The sequence below is a fragment of the Flavobacterium granuli genome (genome assembly GCF_900129705.1).
Lineage (GTDB): Bacteria > Bacteroidota > Bacteroidia > Flavobacteriales > Flavobacteriaceae > Flavobacterium > Flavobacterium granuli.
Map to the genome: position 1 here is coordinate 330,873 of NZ_FQWO01000003.1, position 23,238 is coordinate 354,110.

The window sequence follows — 23,238 nt, forward strand, 5'->3', positions numbered from 1 at the left end:
AAATACCCTTATGAATTTGTGTAAAATTTATAAGGGTATTTTTTTGTTCTAATCAGTAATAAACAGTTTAAATATTCTTTTATATTCTATGTAAAAACTGTCTTTTTTTGTCGAATCCCGTAAGGTTAATACTGTTTTGAAGTCACAGGATTTGGATTGCTCTTTTTTTTATAAAAAAAACTGGTAGGTACCGGTACGTGTTTTTATTGCTTTGTTTTACTTTTGATTTTCAGAATTTAATAAATAAAGATAAAAAATAAAGCTAATATCGTATTTTAAAGTTAATTATATAATGGAATTATTTGGTTTATTGCCTGATGGGCAAGTTGTTAATTCTTTTGAATTGATTAACGAAAAAGGGATGAAATTAAAGGTAATCAATTATGGTGCTACCATAACATCCTTAAAAGTTCCCAATAAGGAAGGTGAATTAGTAGATGTAGTTTTGGGTTTTGATACTTTAGCGTCATATATGAAATCATTTGAATTGGCAGGAGCACCTTATTTTGGGTCAACTGTAGGAAGATTTGCAGGACGAATTAATAAAGGAGAATTTAATCTGAATGGCGAGGCTTTTCATTTGAACAAAAACAATAATGGACATTCACTGCATGGCGGAATTCATAATTTTAGCCAAAAACTGTGGAAGTTAGAAAAGCAAACCCAAGGTGAAAATCCATCGGTAAGTCTATCTTATGTTAGTCCTGATAAAGAGGAAAATTATCCGGGGGAATTATCTGTAAGCTTGACTTATACTTTATCCGAGGACAACGAACTAATTATTGAATATCTGGCTAACACTACTAAAGATACGGTGGTCAACTTGACGCATCACAGTTATTTTAATCTCGACGGTCACAAATCAACTATTTCTGATCAGGATTTAATTGTAAATTCATCCAAAATATTGGAGAAAACAAATGATAATATTCCGACAGGGAAATTTTTAGAGCTGGCAAATGGCGCATTCGATTATAAAACGGCTAAAAAATGTCCTTCTAATATTGACGATACTTTTGTTTTGGAAGACAAAAATGAATTTGCGGCCGCACTTTTTAATAAGGCCAATGATTTAAAAATGACCGTTTATACTGATCAGCCTGCAGTTCATATTTATGTGGGTGGCGGTTGTGAAGACATAAAGGGGAAAGAGGAAGCCGTGTATCATGCATTAAGTGGAATATGTTTTGAGACACAAAATTTTCCTGACGCTCCCAATCAAGGGCATTTTCCTACTGCTATTTTGAAAAAAGAAGCAAGCTATCATCAGAAAACAAGATATAAATTCGAATAGATTTCATCAATCTGATTCGTTTTTTATGCGATAATTTAAAGTAAATAAAAACTCTTAGAAACCCCAAGATAATGAATGAAGTTTTAATAAATAAAACGACAGCCTATTTCCAAAATATTTTTGGTTCATCACCTGAAAAAGTAGTACTTTCACCGGGAAGGATAAATATAATTGGCGAACACATAGACTATAATGACGGCTATGTTTTGCCTGCGGCGATTGATAAAATAATATGTTTTGCTTTTAGGAAAAATAATACTAATAGCTCTAAAATGATTGCCATTGATCTTGAAGATGAATTTGAAATTAATCTTAGCGAAACTCCACAGTTAGACGAAAAAGTGTGGACTAATTACCTTCGCGGGATTATCAATCAATTGAAAATTAACGATTTTGAATTCGAAGGTTTCGACTGTGTTTTTAGCAGTAATATTCCTGTGGGTTCCGGTTTATCCTCTTCGGCAGCATTGGAATGCGGTTTTTTATTTGGAATAAACGAACTTTTCAATTTGAATATTAAACCAATCGATATTGCCCTTATGGGACAAAAGTCAGAGCATTGGGTGGGTATCAATTGTGGCATTATGGATCAGTTCTCGAGTGTTATGGGAGTTGAAAATAAAGTCATAAAAATTGATTGCAGAACATTAGAATTCGAATACCATGAGGCTGATTTTAGTGATTATTCACTGATTTTATTTGACAGTAATGTAAAGCATTCCTTGTTTACATCGGCATACAATAAAAGAAGGGAAGAATGCGAAACAGGATTGGCAATCATTAAAAATCATTTCCCTGAAGTGAATAGTTATAGAGATTGTACCGAAACGCAAGTTTTGAGTTTAAGAGATAAGATGAGCGATGACGTTTTTAAGAGAAGTCATTTTGTTGTAAACGAAATAAACAGAGTCATCAAAGCTTGTGAGGCTTTGGACCAGGGCGACATTAAAGGCCTTGGACAATTGATGTTTGAAACTCACGAAGGTTTATCTTCGGAATATGAGGTAAGTTGTGCCGAATTGGACTTTTTGGTCAATACCTTAAAAACGGAAGAATCAGTGGTAGGTTCCCGATTAATGGGAGGCGGTTTTGGCGGTTGCACCATTAATTTAATCCAAAAAGGACATGAGGATGAAATTAAGAAGAAATTGACTCAATTGTATATGGATGCCTTTGGCATAGAATTGAAAATTTATGATGTAAAAATAGGAAACGGAACATCACTTTACACCCAGAATTAAAATGAGAAAATTTGATATCAACGAAGACCCTCACAGACGCTATAATCCGTTAATTAACGAATGGGTTTTAGTTTCTCCGCACCGATCAAAACGACCTTGGCAAGGGCAAAATGAAGTGCTGCCGTCTGATTCTTTACCGGAATATGATCCCACTTGCTATTTGTGCCCGGGAAATGTGCGCGTCAATGGAGAGCTGAATCCGGCTTATGAAAAGAGTTTTGTTTTTGAGAATGATTTTGCTGCTTTAAAACAGGAAGAAATTGCTTTTGAGGATAGTAAAGAAGAAACTTTTTTCAAGGCTCAACCTGAAAGGGGGATTTCCAGAGTGGTTTGTTTTTCGCCAAAACACAATCTGACTTTACCACAAATGGAGGTTGCATCCATCGAAGATGTGATTGCTACCTGGCAAAGAGAGTATACTGATTTGGGCAAAATTGATTACATCAATCATGTTCAGATTTTTGAAAATAAAGGAAGTGTGATGGGCTGTAGCAATCCGCACCCGCACGGACAAATATGGGCACAATCCTCATTGCCAACCGAAGTGGAGAAAACCCAGAATAATCTAAAAGCGTATTTTGATAAGCACAAAAGTAATCTTTTGTTGGATTATTTGCAGCAGGAGTTAAAACTAAAGGAACGCATTGTAATTGAAAATGAGCATTTTGTGGCTTTGGTTCCTTTTTGGGCAATTTGGCCTTATGAAACCATGATAATTGCGAAGCGTCATTTGGAAAAAATAACTGATTTTAGCCAGGATGAGGTAACAGCCTTTGCTACAATTTTGAAAGAACTGACTATACGCTATGATAACCTTTTTGAAACCTCATTTCCTTACTCGTCAGGAATTCATCAGGCGCCAACAGACGGAATAGCGCATCCGGAATGGCAATTCCATATGCATTTTTATCCGCCTTTATTGCGATCGGCAACGGTCAAAAAATTTATGGTAGGTTATGAGATGATGGGCGAATCACAAAGAGATATCACACCCGAAAAAAGTGCCGAAATATTAAGATCTCAATCTGGGATTCATTACAAAGATCAAAAATAAAGGAATATTAATTTAGACCGTCTCGTTTTTTTAAAAGTTAAAAAGGGGATGGTTTCTATGATTAACTAAAAAAAATAAACGATGAGAATATTAGTTACAGGAGGCTTAGGTTTCATTGGTTCCCATACGGTTGTCGAATTACAAAATGAAGGCTTTGAAGTTGTCATCATCGATAATCTTTCTAATTCTTCCGAAGAAGTTTTGAAAGGGATAGTAGCGATTACCGGTAAGATGCCTATTTTAGAAAAGCTGGATTTGAGAGAGAAATCGTCTGTTCAGGATTTTTTCAAGAAATATCAAGATATTAAAGGAGTCATCCATTTTGCCGCTTCAAAGGCAGTGGGCGAGAGTGTTGAAAATCCTTTGTTGTATTATGAAAATAATATCAGCGCCTTGATTTATTTGCTTCAGGAATTGGAACAAAAACAAGAGGCTAATTTTATTTTTAGTTCTTCCTGCACCGTTTACGGTCAGGCCGAAACCATGCCTATTACAGAAAATGCATCCATTCAAATAGCAATGTCTCCTTATGGAAATACCAAACAAATTGGTGAGGAGATCATTACTGATGTTGCAAAAGTGAGCGGGATTAATGCCATTTTGTTGCGCTATTTTAATCCGATTGGTTCACATCCATCAGCCGAAATAGGGGAATTGCCTATTGGAGTTCCGCAAAACTTGGTGCCTTTTATTACCCAAACTGGTTTTGGTTTGCGTGATGTTTTATCAGTTTATGGAGATGATTATCCTACTGCTGATGGAACAGCGATTCGCGATTATATTCATGTGGTTGATTTGGCTAAAGCCCACGTTATTGCTTTACAAAGATTAGTAAACAAAAAAAATGAGAATAAGGTGGAGACTTTTAATCTGGGGACGGGTAAAGGAAGTTCTGTTTTAGAAGTAATTCACGCTTTTGAGAAAGTAAGCGGTAAAAAATTACCCTATAAAATTGTTCCTCGAAGAGAAGGTGATATTACAGAAGCTTACGCCAATACTGATAAAGCCAACAAGATTTTGGGATGGAAAGCCAAATCTACTTTGGAAGAATCAATAGCAAGTGCTTGGAAATGGGAGCAAAAGATTAGAGGATAAAGGATTCCTTTGATTTTGAAAAGTCATTTTAAGGCCTTTAGGGCAGTCAGTACTTTTAACATAAAAACCAAATTTAAAGCCAAATGCATTAAATAGCTCACGTACTACAAATGCATTGATGCTTATTATTTATACAAAAACTATTTACACATGAACCAAAACCTTGCTTTTGCTGATTACGCAGTATTTATTATTTATTTTATTGTAGTGTCTTCCTATGGTTACACTATTTATCGTAAACGAAAAAAAGATGAACACGATGCCAAAGCTTACTTTTTGGCAGAAGGGACATTAACTTGGTGGGCAATTGGAGCCTCATTAATTGCTTCTAATATTTCTGCTGAGCAGTTTATTGGGATGAGTGGAGAAGGATTTTTCCTCGGAATTGCTGTTGCTGCTTATGAGTGGGTTGCTGCTATTGCGTTAATTATAGTGGCAGTTTGGTTTATTCCTGTATATCTTAAAAACAAGATTTACACCATGCCTCAGTTTTTAAAAACCAGATACAACGAGTCAACAGCTTTGATTATGGCTGTGTTTTGGTTGTTCCTCTATGTATTTGTCAACCTGACCTCTATTTTATATTTAGGAGCTGTGGCCATTAACGGAATGGCAGGCGGAGAATACCTGCATTTTATTATGATAGGATTGGCCGCTTTTGCTCTAATTATTTCTTTGGGCGGTATGAAGGTTGTGGCCTATACAGATGTAATTCAGGTTGCGGTATTAATTATTGGTGGTTTAGTGACCTCTTATATTGCTTTGACTACCGTTGGAGAGCGTTTTGGTTTTGGTCAGGATGCTATTGCTGGTTTTAAAGTATTATTGAACGAAGCACCGGAACATTTTAAAATGATTATTCCTGAGCCAACAGCTGCATCTTCTCAACTGGAGATTAACAAATACCTTACTTTTCCAGGTGTAATGGCTTATTTAGCCGGTATTTGGATTATTAATTTGAATTATTGGGGTTGCAACCAATACATCACCCAAAGAGCTTTGGGTGCTGATTTACAAACGGCCCGTACGGGAATTTTGTTTGCGGGAATATTAAAATTAATGATGCCAATCATTGTAATGTTGCCGGGTATTGCCGCTTATGTTTTGTATACTAATGGGCATTTACCTCAGTTAGTGGGAGGAAAAGACGGTGCCTATTCAGCAGTTTTGACCTTTTTGCCTACAGGTCTAAAAGGATTATCAGTTGCAGCTTTGACTGCCGCTATTGTTGCCTCTTTGGCAGGTAAAGTAAACAGTATTTCTACTATCTATACCTTAGACATACACAAAAAATACATTCAGAAAACCGCTGGTGATAAACAACTGGTGAATATTGGAAGATTTGCTATTTTTGCAGCAATATTTCTTGCCATTTTATTTACTTGGGATGACACTTTAGGAATAGGCAGTGTAGGTGGATTCACTTATATTCAAAAATATACAGGCTTTATTAGCCCTGGTGTTTTCGCTATGTTTTTCCTTGGAATGTTCTGGAAAAGAACTACCGGAGCTGCTGCAGTAGTAGGAGTTTTGGCCGGATTCTTTTTATCAGTTTTCTTTAATGAAATGGCGCCGGCAGTATTGGGTAACGAAACTTTCTTATATACCGCTTATTCTAACGGTAAAGGCGGATTCGAAATACCGTTTCTTATCTGTATGGGATTGTCCTTTTTCTTTACTATGTTGCTGATGATTGTAGTGAGTTTTGCCGGACCAAAAGTAAACCCTAAAGCATTCGAATTAGATACAGAAATGTTTAAATTAAAACCGCAAACTACGGTACTAATTGTAATAACATTGCTGATTATTGCTGCTTTGTATGTGAAATTCTGGTAAACAGAAAGTTTTATAGAATAAAAAAAAGTGCGATTAAAGGAATTTAATCGCACTTTTTTTATTCTATAAATGAAGCGTTTTGAATCTGTTTTAGTTAAAATCTAATTGAAATTCAAGGTTTCTATTACCGATAAATCATCGTTGAATTGAACAAAACAGGCTGGATATCCGGCCTTTATTTTACCAATTTGATTTTCCATATTGATGGCACTTGCAACGCGCGAAGTTGCCATTTTGATGGCTTCATCAGCAGATACATGGAGATGATTAAAAGCATTTTGCACGGCTTCCAGCATCGAAATACTCGCGCCGGCCAAATTGCCTTCTTCGTTTCTGTAAAAACCGTTTTCGAGATGCGCATCAAAGTTTTCCCATTTGAAATTTTCCACTTTTCGACCTAAAAAGGCCGCATCGCTAATCAAAAAGAATTTATCTTTCTTTAATTTGTAGGCCAATCTTGCTGCGGCATAATCACAATGGGCACCGTCCAAAATAAGCGGTGCATAGACAGCTTCGTTTTCGAAAGTGGCGCCAACCAATCCCGGTTCACGATGACCAAACTGCGTCATGGCATTGAATAAATGTGTTACCAGTTTAATCCCTTTTGAAAAATAATATTGCGCTTCCTTATAGGTCATGGTCGAATGTCCCGCCGAGATGACAATGCCGCTTTCCAATAGCATGTCCAGTTGTTCATCGGTGAAACATTCCGGGGCAATGGTGATGACTTTTATCACATCTTTGCCATAACGGATGATTTCTTCCAATTCAGAATTCGTTGGTTTACGAACCTGATTTAGGCTGTGTGCGCCGCGTTTTAGAGGATTTAGAAAAGGGCCTTCTAAATGCATTCCTAGTACTCCGTTTTTGTATTTTTCCTTATAATTTCGTACGGCTTCAATTCCCTGAAGAATCGTTTCATTTGAAGACGAAATTAAGCAGGGCAGGGTGTGGGTGGTACCGTATTTTAAACTGGAATCATGAATATCCTGAATGGTTTTTTCATTTGGATATTCACTGAAATAATAGTGTTCTCCCCCGTTAATTTGAATATCGATAAATCCGGCCGAAACATGATTTCCTTTCAGGTCTGTTGTTTTAATATCGGTTGGGATTTCTTTTTGAACCGAAAGAATTTTTCCGTTTTCTATAATAATAACTCCGTTGTCAATGATCTCATCTCCAGTATGCACGGCAGCATTAATAAGAGCTTGTTTCATTTTATTTGGTTTTTTAAATTAATTTTTTAAAAAAATAAATCCTCCATGAATTTAGAATTTATGGAGGACTAATGAATGTTATTTTTTTATATTTTTTCTTTTTTTAGATGCCTTTTTGAATTTGTCCTTTCCATCAGTAAGCCATTTTAAAGAAAAGCTTACAAACTCATTTTTAGTATGCTCATCTTTTTCAAAAAACACGGCGATGTCTCCATTTTTCAATACAGTAAGCGAAGAATAGGCTGAACTTCCTGGATAAATAGTTTTTCCTTCTGACCATGTTTTACCTTCGTCATAACTGATACGAACGTTCAAATTCATACGCCCTTTTTCCATTTTTGCATTCGAGAAAATGATTCGGTCTTTATCATAACCATCCGCTTTTGCGGTGTATCTAATAATACTACCATTACAACTTGGATCAATCAGCGCAGGCTCTGGCTTACTTGTCCATGATTTTCCTTTATCTGATGAAGTATGTACATAACGCATTTTTCCACCATTTACCCTTGAATTAACCATCCAAGTTCCGTCTGCTAATTCAATAATTTTTGATTCATCAGCTGGCTTTATTGGAGTATCAATAAAGTACCAAGTTTTACCATGGTCATCACTTCCGAAAATGAATAGACCTTTACTCAGATTCACTAAAGTATGTAAAAGTTTCCCGTCTCTAGTTTGAATTCCGCGACCTGAAGTGATGAATTTAAAGTCTTTATGCCATTCTGGTTTTGCAATTTGGCTTGTAATGTCTTCTGGTTTACTCCAAGTTTTTCCGTTGTCCTTGCTTTTAACTACATGTAAATAATAAATGTCTCTTTCTTTTTCAAAATCCATGTAATTATAGAAAAGAATAATTTCTTTCGTATCTCTATCTACAATCATAGAAGGATCTGAAGCTGATAGTCCCATTGGAAAATTAACTACCGTTTCAATTCCAGACCAAGTCTTACCATTGTCGGCACTTCGTCTTACAACAATATTAATATCACCGCTTCGGTTTAAATCACCGCAGTTAGGAACACGTTCATCAATGGCAGCAATAAGATCACCATTTGGAGCGGTAACTATAGACGGGATTCTAAAACAGGACACGCCTTCAACCATGGTTGTATTAAAAAGATCCTGATGAGTAATCACCCCATCTGCTATTTTGTGGGTTGTATTTTGAGCCGAAAGTCCCATTGCAGTAACTAACATTAGCGATATAAAAATTCTTTTCATGATAAAAATAGATTTTAAGGTTGTTTTATATTTTTTGTTATTGAGTAAAATTATTGTCATAAATGATTTCTAATACATTTTGTTCGATTTGTATGTACAGAAAATTTTTGAAATGACATTTTGAGTAATTTTTACCAATATATTTAAAATTATTTGTTGAGATGCTCATTTAGAATTTGTACGCAATACCATTCTTGTCTTGGTAAATGAAAAGGTCCTTTGAACATGTTTCCTTTGGCCGTTTGGGCAATAGTTCCGTCTTTATGTAAGTAACCAAACCATTCTCCATTTGCTGCATCGTGAAATTTCCCGTACGCATAATCATGCACCATTTTGTGCCATTTTGCGTATTTTTCGTCGCCGGTCATTGTGTAAGCAAGAAGTGTTGCAATAATGACTTCGTTATGCGGCCACCAGAACTTCATGTCCTGCCAATATTCCTGTACCGGTTTGTCATAGACATCGCGGAAATATAAAATACCGCCATCTTCTTTATCCCAGCCGCGTTCCCACATATAATCCAGCATTTTGCAGCCCAGTGCAATCAAGTGAGGATCATTATTCCTGTATTTGGCCTCGTGCAAAATAAACCAAGCTCCTTCAATGGCATGTCCGGGATTCAAGGTTCTTCCGTCTATGTGGTCAATGATGGAACCGTCTGGTGCCACTTGCTCCATTACGCATTTGATGTCGTCTTTTACAAAATCGCGCTCAATTTCGGCAATCCATTTGCTAATCCATTCGTCGCAACGCGGATCTCCTATGTTTTCTCTTAATTGTTGGGCCGTATTCATCATAATCATCGGCACTCCGATTCCTTTTGACGGGCGGGTTGGCATAAATTTGGGCTGCAACAAACCCGGCGTACTGGAATATTCGATACATTTCCCGAATAAATAACGCGCTTTTTCGGCCGCAGCTTCGTCTCCGCTTGCTTTTGCGTAGGCTGACATGGCGATTACCGCAAAGGTTTCTGAAAAATAATAACGGCGTTTGCGTATCGGCTGTCCGTCACGAGTAACGTGAAAGAACATTTGTCCGTCGGTGTCGAAACAATGATTGTTTAAAAAATCGATACCTACTTTAGAACCTTCGAGCCACTCTTTTTTTGGTTCGACAGTATTGTAAAGTGTGGCCAATAACCAAGCGGCCCGGCCTTGTATCCAAACTGCTTTATCGTCGTCAATCAAACTTCCGTCCTGATCGCGCATTAATAAATAACCACCAAATTCAGTATCAATAGAACGAGGAAACCAAAAAGGCACTGTGTCATTTACTAACTGATTTTGATAAAACTCTTTGAGGTTTTGGAGATCTGTTTTTGAATAGCTCATTTTTTTAAGTATTTTATAGACTGTTTTTAAAACAACTATCTGCTTATTTTAATTTTTTTATGTTGTCGAAACATTCTTACGAATGCGTATTTATTGATCTTAATTTAGTTCTAATTTAAATGTCGAACAGGGCAAAGCGGATTCGTTTACCAAATTGGCAGTGGTAAAAGGTTTCCAAGCATATAAAACCGCCCTTATTTTTTCTCCTTTAGGGATATTGATATGCACTTGGTTTTTTATAATTGTAGCTTTACTTTGAATATGATTTCCTTTATCGGTTACTAATTCAAAACCGATTAATTCTTTTTTATCTGAGGTTGCCAATTGTTTTGCAAAGGCAAATGAAACAACGATTGTATTATCTTTTTGTACCGCTTTCAAAGGCGATGGACCATTTGCAGTAACTGATTTTCCATAGGTATAGCGCAATGCCAGGAGCGCCAAACGATCGGCCACTTCCTTTTTCTTAAGGGGATGCACATTAGAAATATCGCCATAATCCATACTAATGGCCATGCCGCTGTTTGGGATTTGTTTTTGAATTCTGTTTTGTGCGTCTCTAAATGCCGGCCATGACGGACGGTCGATACCGGATAATTGTACGTAATAGAACGGGAAATTACTTCCCCAGGCTTTGCGCCAGCTTTTCACCATTAGCGGCATCAGATGTTCGTATAATTCAATATTATGTGCGTTACTTTCTCCTTGGTACCAAATCACTCCTTTTATAGGGAATTGGGTAAAGTTTTTTACACCTGCTTCAAAATTATAACAAGGATCATAAGGATGACGCTGTTTGGTATTGGTTGCGTTTTTCAAATTTACGTCGGCGCGTTCTCTAACCCAAGGCATAAAGAAATCTGATTTGCGCCAATTGGTCAATAGATCAATCACTTTATCGTCATGTTCCAATGTGTAACGGTCAATCCAGGATTCTATCGGAGATCCGCCAACGGCAAGCTGTATCAAACCGACTGGGACATTTTCTTCATGGGCGATATTTTTACCAAAATAATAGGCAATTGCCGAAAAATCTTTCGCAGTTAAAGAATCACAACTAGTCCAATTACCGGAAAAGAATTCCAATTGATTGGTTTTTTCCAATGATAGGGGATCCCAGGCCGCGTTATCAGTTTCCTTAATAGCTTTAAAATTCAATAAACGGAGGTTCGAATTTTGAATCGCTTTTTTTATTTCTTCCTTTCCGTTTTCAGATTCTTTAAGCTGAAAAGCCATGTTGGATTGGCCAGAACAGAACCAGACATCGCCAAGCAAAATATTCTTTAGAACAATGTTTTTCGTCTTAGATAGAATATTCATTTCATAAGGACCACCATGAACCATGGCAGGAAAAGTAACTTTCCATTTTCCGTATTTATCCGTTATTGCGTTCTTTTTTTGTTGGTTAAAGCTTATTTCCACTACATCGCCGCTATTGGCAGTTCCATAAACTGGAATGGGCTGATTGCGTTGCAAAACCATATTATCAGAGAAAACAGCAGCCAGTTTCAATCCGCCAAAATCTTTTGTAATATTTCCATAAACGGTCTGAGCCAAAATTGCCGCCCCTTCTTTTATTGGATGTAAGGCATCGGGAAAAAGATCCGGGCGAGCATATAATTTTTCGTGTAAGTCAATTAAACCCACTTGATTCGCTTTGGCAATATTGCTAATATGGGATTGAATTTGCCAATACCAATCTCTGGTTCCCGATTTAAAGCGGGAATGTTCATTGAAGATAGGCGTCATTCTACAGATGTATAATTTTACGTCCGGATTTTGTTTCTTTAAGGTATCCAATAACCAAGCATAATCGGCATCAAAATCATCGTTGTAATTAGGCCAATTTCTGGGATCGGTATCATTTAAACCCAAATGAATAATGGCAATATCCGGTTTGAATGCAATGGCATCGGCACATTCTTTGGTCTTATAATAAGGTTTATGGCCTTTTTTCAAAAGAGTGGCTCCACTATAACCAAAATTTTTAACCTCATAATTTTCTCCCATTAAAACTTGAAGTTGGGACGGATAGGAATCAGTGGTTGGATTAGCCAAAAGGTAACCGGCCGTTACAGAATCGCCGATACAAGCCACCTTGATAGCGGTCTTTTGTGCAATAGCATCAAACCCTATCATTATAGAAATTATAAAAAATAGTAAGAGAGGATTTTTCTTCAAATGATTCATCATCTTAATATATCAAAGTGTTTTTACAATTTATCTGCTGAGACGAAATATATTAATTTCGCCTCAACGGATAAAAACCAACCAAAACCAAACAATTTATAAAAACATAGTAGTTATACTATGTTTTGAGAATTTTATGCATCAACAAAGTCATTCACTTTCGGACGTAAAAAACTGATCTGAACAACCAAGGCGATTAAAACAATTCCCGACATTAATGCAAAACCATAGCCTAAATCGCCACTGTCCGATGATTTACCAAGCAATGAGGTTACTAAAGCACCACAAGCCACTCCGGTCATATTTAAAACACCATAAGCAGTTCCTCTGTATTTTGATGAAACAAATTGGCAAAGGATAGGCATGTTATTAGCATCAAACATTCCGTAGCCAATACCAAAGAAAAGTCCTGCTCCAACGACATGATATAGTGAATTTCCAAAACCAATCAATAATAAAGCCGGAATGGTCAGACTTAAACCAATGGCGCTGGTGTAAACCCTGCCTTTAACATTTTTCTGCACCCATCTATCCGATAAAATACCGCCAAAAATAACTCCCAATAAAGACGAGAATGAGATGGTGATGGTGGCCAGCGGACCCGCCTGTTCCATTGGAATTCCTAAGTTATCAGAAAATAGGGTAGGCAGCCAGTTTTTGGTAGCCCAACCCGGTAAACTTATGATGGCGAAATAAAATAAGATAATCCAAAAAGAAATATTGGTAAATAATAATGCCAAACCTTGAAAAACAGATGGCTTTTCGCCAGATGTAACAATATTTAGGTCGATGGTTTTTTCTTCTACAGTTTTTTTCTCTTGTAATAAAAAAGCCAAAACAACAGCATATATAATACCCGCTATTCCGAAATAGTGAAAAGTAGTATGCCAGGAATATGTAGCAGCTATGGTTGCTCCAAAGCCTCCTAAGGCCGATCCCACATAAAGCCCGGTCATGTGAATACCGATGGCGAGTGATCTTGTTTTTTGCTGATGGTAATCGGCTATAAGTGATAAACCAGCCGGAATATATATGGCTTCGCTAACGCCCATAAGCGCTCTTAACCAATATACCTGATTATAGGTCGTTGCTAATCCCATGGCATAAGTAACCGCTGACCATACAAAAAGGCTACCTACAATTAACCATTTTCTGTTGAATTTGTCAGCTATGATACCTGATATAGGGCTCATTAAGGCATAAATCCAAAGAAATATGGCCATTAAACGCCCGAAATTCTCACCTGAAAGCAGTTCTGGAATATCAGTCTCCATCGAAGGACGCATCGTTGCCAGCATCTGGCGATCCATATAGTTTAGCAAGGCAACAAACCAGAGTAGGCCTACGACAAACCAAGGATAATATTTTGAATTTTTCATGTTTAATCTGCTTTATTTATCAGTTGTTGTGCAACAGCTTTTAAAGAAAGCATCACACAGAAACCAGAATTGTTTTATTTTTTTAGGGTTCCTAACATTATATCTGGGGTGCGAATTCCGGGTTTTATTTCTCCGTTTGATAAGATTATTTTTTTATCCCATAGCACCGCTGGTGTTGTAACATGAGGAAGAAATGGCAATTCGCCTATTTTTTTCCATTGATCTGTTAGGGTATTGTATAGTAAGATACCATTGTAAAATCCGGGATGATTGGTAACTAGTTTATTCTTTTTGGCGATGAGCTCCGTCTTTTGCTCAGGGGCTTCGGCTTGGGCAATTTGGGATAGATAAGTCTCAATTTGATGAAAAATTTCTCCATTATCACCGCCAACGATTAAAACGGAATGATTCCCAACAGCTACTCCGGCTCCGGCCGAAAAATTAGTGGTGTTTTTTCCATCGGATATAGGGGCGACACTTTTCCATTGCTGATTTTTCAGATCAAAAACAAAAGTAGTATTATGTAAATCGCTTATTCCTGAAGCCGTTTTTGTTCTTCCGCCTACAACATAAATGTTAGTTCCATTTTTACCTTTTTGAGCAATTGCAACTGAATTGGCTAAAGCCAAAGGTAGTTTAGGCAATGTCTTCCACTCTGGATTTGCTTCGTTTAGATCAAGACTGGCAAAATAATCAGAGGATTTTGTGGCTTCGTCGCCACCTACGGCATAGACCACATTGTCTATGTGTGTAAGCGCTATATTGGCAATAGCCAAAGGGAAATTAGGCAACGATTTTGTTTCCACCTCTTTTGTAGCCGCATTCCATTTCAATATATAGCTCTTATTGGAAAGTCCATTTTCATTTTCTCCACCCACATATACCACGCCTAAGTCAGTAGAAGTTGTTCCACAATAGGCGATAGGTTCCGCTAAAGTACTTTTTACTGCTGCAATCCAAGAAAAAGTATCGCCACATTTTTGTAATACGTGAATTGTTTTAGAATAACTTTTTTTTCCTCCTTCCCATGGCATTTTATCAGGGAAATTAGCGCCACCCGTTACAAGCAATACGTCGTTACTGATACCGTTGATGGCTCCTGCAAAGCCTATTGAAAGACTTCCGTCCGGGTTTTGCAATTGGGCAGCAGTTTTCCATTCAACATGCTTAACCTCTTTTTTTTGAGAAAATGAGTCAGTTGTAGACATAATCAGCGATATAAAAATTAGAGAAAAAATAGATTTAGTCATCGTTTTTATTTTTAAATAAAACGTGCAAAATAGATTATTTTGACTTGAATTCGTCAAAATTCAAGCTAGCGACATCTTTTTTGAATAATTCGAATTGCTCAGCGCTCATGTTTTTGACAGGTAATCTGAATTCGCCCAAATCTTGTCCAACCACTTTCATATAAGCTTTTCCTACTGAGATTCCGCCATATTTACCTAGTAGACGAATCATGTCAATAGATTTTTGTTGCAACGCACGCGCTTTAACCAAATCATTAGTATTAAAAGCATCAATTAAGTCATAGTATAAGGGTGCAGCATAATTGAAAGTGCTTCCTACAGCTCCTTTGGCACCTAAAACAAGTGCTGATAACATATTTTCATCACGCCCCCAAAGCATATCGAATTTGCCATTTTCATAGCTCATACAACTTTGGAAATCCATAAAATCTTCATGAGTGTATTTGATACCGGCAAAATTTGGAAGTACGCCGTCAAGGGCTTTTACCAAATCAAACATAGGTAGATTTACTCCTGTCAAGACCGGGATGTGGTAGTAATAGAAAGGCATGTTAGGTACGCTTTCACCAACGGCGATACAAGCCTGAGCCAACATATCTACATTAGCCGGTTTGAAGTAAAAAGGTGCGGTTAGGGATACAGCATATAATCCTATTTCGTAAGCATGTTTTGCCAAATCAATACAATCAGTAAGACAAGTTCCACCCAGGAATACCATTACTTTAAAGTCGGCATCATGATTGCTGCAATCAGCCCAAGCTTGTGCAATGGCTTTTTTTTCTTCTACTGTAATAGATACCCCTTCGCCGGTTGATCCGTTGATAAAGGCGCCAGTAACACCATTTCTTTTTAAAAATTCGTAGTATGGAGCAATTAAGTTAACATCAACTTTTCCGTTGGCATTAAAAGGGGCAAATGGTGCTGAGATAAGTCCTTGTAAATGTTCGATTTTCATGGTCATTTTTTTTAGTTTACTTTAGTTTTTAATGGAGTCTAAAATTTAAATTTTAGATACTTTAATAGGTAATTGTTTATTGAAAATTTTAGGAATCTAAATTTGCATTAGTGTATCAGAGTTGTTTTGCTTAAAAAGTATTTAAAAGCGGAACTACTAGGATTGATACTATTGAAATAGTGAATCCGTTTAATAGTAATTTAGTAGAAATCGGGTTTTCTTCAATCGGTTTTTTCTATTGATACAACAAAAGAATAGAATAATTGAAAATTATGGAGCTATACATTTACTATTAAGTTGTAAACATACAAAATAATTTAATAAATAAAGAGTATTTATTAAATTATTTTAATAACAAAAGTTAAAATAAATTTTAGTTATTAATCAGTGAGGATAACATTTTTTCTTTCACAACACAACAAGCGCCAATAACGCCGGCGCGACGGCCTAAACTGGATTTTTTTAGTTTAACGTCTCTGTTGACTAAACCCAGGGAATATTTTTTTAAAGCGGATTGAATGGGTAATAAGGTGTAATCTCCCAATAGAGAGAAATCTCCTCCAATTACTAATAGATCCGGATTAAAAATGTTAAGAATAATAGACAGATAACGCCCCATTTTTTCACTTTGCCTAGAGACTAATTCAACACATAAATTGTCTTCCAGATTTAATGCTCCCGCAATTATAGCATGATGTTGCAGGCTGCTTGAGTTTTCGTCAAGGACTATTTTGGATTGTTTTCCTTCTTTTATGGCTTCCTTGAATTGATTCACTAGAGACCAGCCGGATATTTCAGTTTCTAAACAGCCTAATTTGCCACATTGGCATAAAATTCCATTGTCTAATATGGTGCTGTGTCCAAATTCTCCTGAATAGCCTGATTTCCCGTAATATAATTTACCATCGGTTATTATTCCTATTGCTACACCCCAGCTGTAATTGACATAGATTATATTTTGCTCTCCGTCAACAACTCCTTCTCTGTATTCGCCAAAAGCCATTGCTCTGGTGTCATTTTCTAAGCGCACAGGCAAACCCAGTTGGTCAGAAATAATTTCTGTCAAAGGTCTGTTTTCGCTAAAAAAGAAATTATAACTAAATCCTTCCATCGAATTAATACGACCAGACAGGTTGATACAAGCTCCTATGATCATGTTTTTATCGACTAAGCTATCTTCTATGAAGGAGTTAATCAACGCACATAATTCTAAGAGAGATTCTTGCGTATTTTCTAAAATAAAAGAAGTTCCCAGTTCAAGGCTAACAAATTCGCTTTTTATGTTTTGTAATCCAATGGACATGCTTGTTCTCCCTACTTCAATACCTAAAAAGTAAGCGCAAGTTGGATTGATACTGTATAGCGAAGGACGTCTCCCACCACTATTGGTGATTTTTCCCATGTCTACCACATAGCCCTCAGCCAGTAATTCATTGACTGCTTTGGTTACTGTAGGAACACTGGATTGTAATTCCGAACCCAATTCAGCAATTGTAGCATTGCCGGTTGATAATAGGCGCTTTATTATTGATTGTCTCAATATCTGCCATTTTTGGCCTGAAAGGCTGTTGTCAGTACTAGCGTCTAATAAATCTTTTAAGCTCATTATTATTATGTTTAAAATATTTAGAGGTATTCAATCGCAAACTTACTATAATTTTTTTGAAATCATTATGTAAAAATTATCTTATACTTATCCAATCAAAGCTTCTTTAAGTTTTAAATAAATGGAATATTTTACATAGTTGGATTGTTTTTTGGGTTTTAAAAACCAAAAATAGATTTCAAGATATAAAGTTTTAATAAAAAAACCGACAAAGTAATCTTTGTCGGTTTTTTATCATTTAAATGCTATTAAGTTCCCTTGTAACCTGGATTTTGAGCATCTAGTCCTAAAGTTTGATCACTAGTTAAAGTTCCTAGGTCTATAGGCCATAGCAATTTATGGTTTTGACCTGCAATATTATCCAATACACCAGTTAGTGGTAAATCTTTTCGGAAAGCTAAAGGATTTCCGGAAGCATCTTGCATACGACGTAAGTCATACCAAATTTTTCCTTCGGCTACGAATTCTTTTTGTCTTTCAGCAAAAATAGCCAATTCGTTTTGTTCAAATGAACCATTTACATATACCGGAGCAACACCTCCACCGCCAGCATAAGCACGGGTTCTGATAGTATTGATTTCAGAAGATGGATCCTGACCTTGTTTGTTTTTAATCTCGGCTAACATTAAGATAGCTTCTGATAGTCGATACACTGGAAAATCATCTGAGAAAACACGAGCGCCATCAACGACTGTTCCAATGAACTTACGAAGGTTTGTAGCTTTTATTGTTCCTTTGTTAAAGTTTAAGAAAGTAACATTGGCTCTGGTATCTGCTGCATCGTACTTAGCGTACAAATCATACTTGTATTCATAACGAATGATAGTTCCACCACCATTTACTTTTAATGGGTCGCTGGCAGGAATAGCTACGCCTTTGTCGTCAACATAGCCGCTTAACGGATCTGTAATGGCATAAATAAATTGACTGTAGTTATTAGTTGCCTCACCAAAACCATATCTCATGGCAAAAATAATCTCGTTGTTTCCTTTAATTGCAGCTGTAGCGGCAGAATTAAATACATTGGCAAAACTGGATTGTAAGCTGTATTTTGGGATTACTGCTTCAACAGCAGCTCTGGCAATGGCTAAATCAGCGGCTGTAGTTGTAGGTGCAGCGCCGTCAATTTTAACTTTGGCAGACCATAAGTACACTTCAGCTTGTAGCATTTGCGATGCACCCAGTGACCATTGTGCTTTTTGCATTTTAGTGGAATAATTTCCAGCAAAACTTGCAACCGACTTGTTCACATCTTCTTTGATAAAGTCTAAAGTTTCTTTCTCAGTTGCAGTACGTGGCAAATAAGCGTCTGCGGCCGTTGTTGGTGTGCTAATAGCTACTTTAGGTTCTTTTGCTAATGGTACACGACCATAAGTTCGGTACAATTGAAAATAGTAAAAAGCTCTTAAACCATAGGCTTGACCTAAATAATAACTTTTGTCGCTAGCCAATAAATAATCTGCTTTTTCTACCTGATAAATAAAATTATTTACCTGAAAGATGGCGGAATAAAATCCAGCCCAACTAGAAATACCAGGCGAGGATTCTCTTATGTCCTGACGAACAATAGATCCTGCGTTTAAAGATGCGGTTCCTGTAAAGCTGGTGCCATCCCTTAATGTTCCGCCTCGTAATTCTCCTAGGTTAAATAATGTAAATTGATAATTTCTTAATTGCTGGTGTAATCCAACCATCGCTCCATCCACTTGGGAAGGGGTTTTCCAAAAACTTCCACTAGCGTAATAATCTTCTGGAGCTAAATCCAGTTTTTCGCAAGCATTAAACGTTAAGGATAACGTTACTAATGCAATTCCTAATACTATCTTTTTCATATCTTTTTTTATAAAATAATTTGAACACCAAAAACTACTGTACGTGGCAATGGATATCCTCCTGTGACATTTATCCCTTGATCTGTAGCCTCTGGAGTAAATAAAGTTGATTTACTCAAATAGCCTAAATTTTGCCCAGTTAAAGTAAACTTAACTCCTTCAATTTTTACTTTTGTCAATAGGTCAGCAGGTAATGAATACGACAAACTGATTTCGCGGAAAGATAAATAATCGGCTTTGTTATAGAACATACTTGAGGTACGGAAGGTGTTGTTTTTAAACAATTGATCGGCCCAGTAGTAGGTTGGGTATTTGGCATTTGGATTCTCAGGAGTCCAAGTGTCTTTTACATCTTGTGTGGTGTTAAAAGTTCCTTGAGCATTACTTAAGAACCAAGTTCTAGGGCCGTCGTACTGAACATGACCTAAGGCGTAGTCAAAACGAGAGCTAAATGAGAATCCTTTCCATTTGGCATTAATTCCAAAACCACCAGTCACTGTAGGTACCGTACGTCCCATATACTCTCTGTCATAACTATTGATAACACCATCTCCGTTGACATCCTTCCATTTCACATCACCTAATGCAATAGGAAAATGTAATGCTTTTTGAGCTGGAGTCATCTCATTAAATACGCTTGGATGTACTAAAACTTTGGCACCTATTAAATCTCTAATAGTTAAAGCATAAGTATCTAATTCAGCTTGGGTTCTAATGATGCCTTCGGCAACATAAGCATAAGCTACGTTTGGATCTTGACCTTCTTGCAGACCGCCAACCCAAATTAAATTACCATCTTTATCATAAACCTGACTTCCACCAATTCTATTATTTTCTAAACCATTGCTTGGTAATTTTAATATTTTGTTGGTATTATAGGCCGCATTTGCATTAAAATTTAATGAAAAATTTGTTGTTTTAATGGCATTGTAATTCAATTCCGCCTCAAGGCCTTTGCTTTGCATACTACCTAAGTTGGTTGTAATAGACGTTAGTCCTGAGGTAGCAGGAAGAGAAAAGCTGGAGATTTTGTCTTTAATTCTTTTGTCATAATATGCAAGTCCAAGATCTAATCTGTTGAACAAACGGGTGTCTAAACCAAATTCGTAGGTTTCAGAACGTTCCCATAACAAATCAGGAAACGGGAGTCCGTTCAATTGAAATCCATTAATTCCATCATATTTACCGCCTCCATAAGAACCTTGTAATGAGTATGGCCCAATACCTGCCAAATTTCCAATTTGACCATAACTGGCTCTTAATTTCAGTGTATTAATTATTTTAGAATCGCTTAGGAAATTTTCTTTATGCATGTTCCAACCCACAGATACTCCCGGGAAATTACCCCAACGGTTGTTTAATAATTTAGAGTATCCATCACGTCTTCCGGTTAACGTTAGCAGGTATTTATCATCGTAATCATAGGTGATACGAGAAAAGAAAGATAAGATGCGTTCGGTGCTGTGACCCGTATCAATAAATCTTTTGTCTTTATCAGAGCTGGTAAAACCTAAATCCATAAAATCATCTGATGGAGCGCCTGAACCAGAAGCTGACAATGAGTTGGAATAGGTATCATAATACTCCGTACCTATCATGGCATCTACATGGTGTTTTCCCAAGAAATCAGTGTTGAAATTTAAGGTACCATTATAGGTTTGACTAAATGTTCTACCAAATGAAGCAGCTGATGAACGGGTTCTATTATAATTGTTAGGACTTTGTAAAAAATCTTTATTGAAAGACTCATAAAAACCTTCGTCATAAAACCAGTTAGCCTTAGTTGTAAAGCTTAAATTTTCTAATATATCGGCTTTAAATGCTTGAGACATAGTAAATTTATCGGTTTGGTTTTTACGAATGAACTTGTCATCGTTTACAAGTGGGTTACCATCTTGATAATCACGGCCTACCAATAAATCACCGTTGGCGTTGGTTCCTCTCATCGTTGGAGGTGCTCCTAAAGAGCGGGTCAAATAATTACCTTCACTATTTGTTTGTGCATCTCTCCATTTGGCTGTGGCAAAGTTCAAACCAGAAGTCGAGGTTAACCACGATTTTATTTTGTAATCCCCATTTAAAACAAAGGTCATTCTTTTGTAGAAGGTGTTAATAGGCAAACCTTCTTCATTATAAGAACCTATTCCTGCATAATAACTTCCTTTGTCGTTACCGCCAGTCATAGACACATTCAGGTCTTTGGTTATACCCTGAGGTCGAAGTGCGTAATCTTTATAATTGAAATCTTTAAAAATAATTTCTTTATTGGTTCCGTTTGGATCATAAGCTCCTGCTGCGTTTGTACGAACGGGATCGATCATACTTTGCCATCCTTGAGACAATAGTTCCTCATTTATAGGACTTCTAAACATAGGACTCCATACGGCATTTGATGTTTTATTTCCATCAAGGATGTTTCCGGACCCATCTTTATAAAGGTTTCCGGTACCAAAAGGACCGGTTGAGTTTAACTGACTTAAGCGGCTTGGATCATAAGAACCAGAAGTTTCTATGGCTTTTCTGGACCAATACAAATAATCTTGTGCATTTAAAAATTCAAAAGGAATATTTAGGGTGTTGATACCTAGTTTTGTATTTACGGTGATGTTTGAGACACCGGCTTTTCCTTTTTTGGTAGTAATCAAAATAACCCCTCCGGCAGCTCTGGCACCATAAATAGAAGTGGCCGAAGCATCTTTTAGCACTTCGATAGAAGCAATGTCGTCAGGATTGATTTCGCTAAAACTGGCTCTTAAAAAACCATCAACCATTACCAATGGTGAACCGCCCCCAGTATAACCAGTTCCTCCACGTAAAACGATAGAAGCTACTGCGCCAGGTCTTCCTGAAGCCTGTTGTACTCTTAATCCTGGAATTGTCCCCGCCAAAGCCGAGGCTGGATTGGAACGTACTCCAGTTTCTAATACCTTGTTGTCAAGTTTAGATACGGAACCGGTTATTTTAGATTTCTTCATGGTACCATAACCCACGACAACAACCTCGTCCAGACTTTGTCCTGTTTCCTTTAAAATTACGGTTATAGGTGATTTTCCAATGGTAACTTCTTGTTGCTCCATACCAATGAAGGAGATAATCAGTTTAGTAACATTGTCTGGCACTTCTATAGTGAAATTACCATTAAAATCCGTTTGTGTCGAAGCAGAACTTCCTTTAGCGATAATGTTTGCTCCAGGGATTGGATTTCCATCCGCATCAAGTACTTTTCCTGTAACTTTCTTTTGAAATAAACTGGTTGTTGCTGACTCAAAGCCTTTTTTAGCAGTAGTGTTACTTTCAAATAAAACTACTTTTTCCGAAGTAGCTGCTGTCGAAAGCTGAACCGATAGAGCTGTTAGCAAAACAGTAGCTAGTCTAGTTGTCCCCCAGGCTGGTGATTCCTGCCATAAATTACGGGGCTTGTTTTTGGAAAAAATTTTCATAATTTTTTGATGGTTTGTTAATAATAAATTTGTTTTCGCAGTTTCTTTTATTTCTCTAGCCATTTTAAAAGCTGTCTTTACATGCTTGTTTAGATGAACCTTTTCTTTACTATTATTATGGCAGTATTTTTTTTTAGTCTCTTTTTTGAACTTATAAATGATGAATTACGCTTTAAAAAAGCTTTACTAAAACGTTTTTTGTTTATAAACAATAAACAAATATATAAAAATATTTAATTAAAAGAATGTGTTATTAAAAAAATTTATTAATTAAAAAATAACTTTATT

Annotated in this window: 15 protein-coding genes; 5 read left to right on the forward strand and 10 right to left on the reverse strand. The window is 36.7% G+C overall.

The genetic code is table 11. The features are described from left to right. The first annotated feature begins 292 nt into the window (after positions 1–292). The 5 genes from BUB25_RS06535 (at position 293) to BUB25_RS06555 (ending at position 6,520) form a co-directional block, all read left to right on the forward strand. Positions 293–1,294 carry an aldose epimerase family protein gene (locus BUB25_RS06535; RefSeq protein WP_072942017.1) on the forward strand — a complete coding sequence of 334 codons (1,002 nt, stop codon included), beginning with the start codon at positions 293–295 and terminating at the stop codon, positions 1,292–1,294. A 71-nt stretch (positions 1,295–1,365) separates the two neighbouring features. Beyond that, positions 1,366–2,535, forward strand: coding sequence for a galactokinase (gene galK / locus BUB25_RS06540; RefSeq protein ID WP_072942030.1), 1,170 nt, complete (start codon positions 1,366–1,368; stop codon positions 2,533–2,535). Position 2,536: 1 nt separating this feature from the next. Continuing rightward, on the forward strand, positions 2,537–3,589 hold the full coding sequence (locus BUB25_RS06545) for a UDP-glucose--hexose-1-phosphate uridylyltransferase (protein WP_072942033.1): 1,053 nt from the start codon (positions 2,537–2,539) through the stop codon (positions 3,587–3,589). A gap of 81 nt (positions 3,590–3,670) precedes the next feature. Further along, positions 3,671–4,684 (forward strand): UDP-glucose 4-epimerase GalE, encoded by a 1,014-nt coding sequence (gene galE / locus BUB25_RS06550; RefSeq protein ID WP_072942035.1) that lies wholly within the window; start codon positions 3,671–3,673, stop codon positions 4,682–4,684. A gap of 150 nt (positions 4,685–4,834) precedes the next feature. Next, positions 4,835–6,520, forward strand: a complete 1,686-nt coding sequence (locus BUB25_RS06555; RefSeq protein WP_072942037.1) for a sodium/sugar symporter — start codon at positions 4,835–4,837, stop codon at positions 6,518–6,520. Between the two features lie 101 nt (positions 6,521–6,621). Here BUB25_RS06555 and nagA read toward each other — a convergent pair whose 3' ends face one another. The 10 genes from nagA to BUB25_RS06605 all read right to left on the reverse strand — a co-directional run bounded on the left by nagA (position 6,622) and on the right by BUB25_RS06605 (position 22,950). Continuing rightward, the gene (gene nagA / locus BUB25_RS06560; RefSeq protein WP_072942040.1) at positions 6,622–7,740 is read right to left on the reverse strand and encodes an N-acetylglucosamine-6-phosphate deacetylase; all 1,119 of its coding nucleotides are present in this window, start codon (positions 7,738–7,740) and stop codon (positions 6,622–6,624) included. A 78-nt stretch (positions 7,741–7,818) separates the two neighbouring features. Then, positions 7,819–8,964, reverse strand: a complete 1,146-nt coding sequence (locus BUB25_RS06565) for a sialidase family protein (protein WP_072942042.1) — start codon at positions 8,962–8,964, stop codon at positions 7,819–7,821. 149 nt (positions 8,965–9,113) lie between these two features. Beyond that, on the reverse strand, positions 9,114–10,298 hold the full coding sequence (locus tag BUB25_RS06570; protein WP_072942044.1) for an AGE family epimerase/isomerase: 1,185 nt from the start codon (positions 10,296–10,298) through the stop codon (positions 9,114–9,116). A 99-nt stretch (positions 10,299–10,397) separates the two neighbouring features. Beyond that, positions 10,398–12,437: a GDSL-type esterase/lipase family protein gene (locus BUB25_RS06575; protein WP_244533809.1), complete on the reverse strand. Its 2,040-nt coding sequence runs from the start codon at positions 12,435–12,437 to the stop codon at positions 10,398–10,400. A gap of 185 nt (positions 12,438–12,622) precedes the next feature. After that, a complete protein-coding gene (locus BUB25_RS06580; RefSeq protein WP_072942047.1) occupies positions 12,623–13,867 on the reverse strand; it encodes an MFS transporter in 1,245 nt (414 codons plus the stop codon). Between the two features lie 74 nt (positions 13,868–13,941). Further along, positions 13,942–15,075 (reverse strand): tRNA wybutosine-synthesizing protein 4 beta-propeller domain-containing protein, encoded by a 1,134-nt coding sequence (locus tag BUB25_RS06585; protein ID WP_244533810.1) that lies wholly within the window; start codon positions 15,073–15,075, stop codon positions 13,942–13,944. Between the two features lie 76 nt (positions 15,076–15,151). Then, positions 15,152–16,072 carry a dihydrodipicolinate synthase family protein gene (locus tag BUB25_RS06590; protein WP_072942115.1) on the reverse strand — a complete coding sequence of 307 codons (921 nt, stop codon included), beginning with the start codon at positions 16,070–16,072 and terminating at the stop codon, positions 15,152–15,154. Positions 16,073–16,445: 373 nt separating this feature from the next. Next, positions 16,446–17,678, reverse strand: coding sequence for an ROK family transcriptional regulator (locus BUB25_RS06595; protein WP_072942053.1), 1,233 nt, complete (start codon positions 17,676–17,678; stop codon positions 16,446–16,448). A gap of 248 nt (positions 17,679–17,926) precedes the next feature. After that, positions 17,927–19,510, reverse strand: a complete 1,584-nt coding sequence (locus BUB25_RS06600; RefSeq protein WP_072942056.1) for a RagB/SusD family nutrient uptake outer membrane protein — start codon at positions 19,508–19,510, stop codon at positions 17,927–17,929. Positions 19,511–19,518: 8 nt separating this feature from the next. Further along, entirely contained in the window at positions 19,519–22,950 is a 3,432-nt protein-coding gene (locus BUB25_RS06605) for a SusC/RagA family TonB-linked outer membrane protein (protein WP_170066888.1), read from the reverse strand. Positions 22,951–23,238 lie beyond the last annotated feature (288 nt).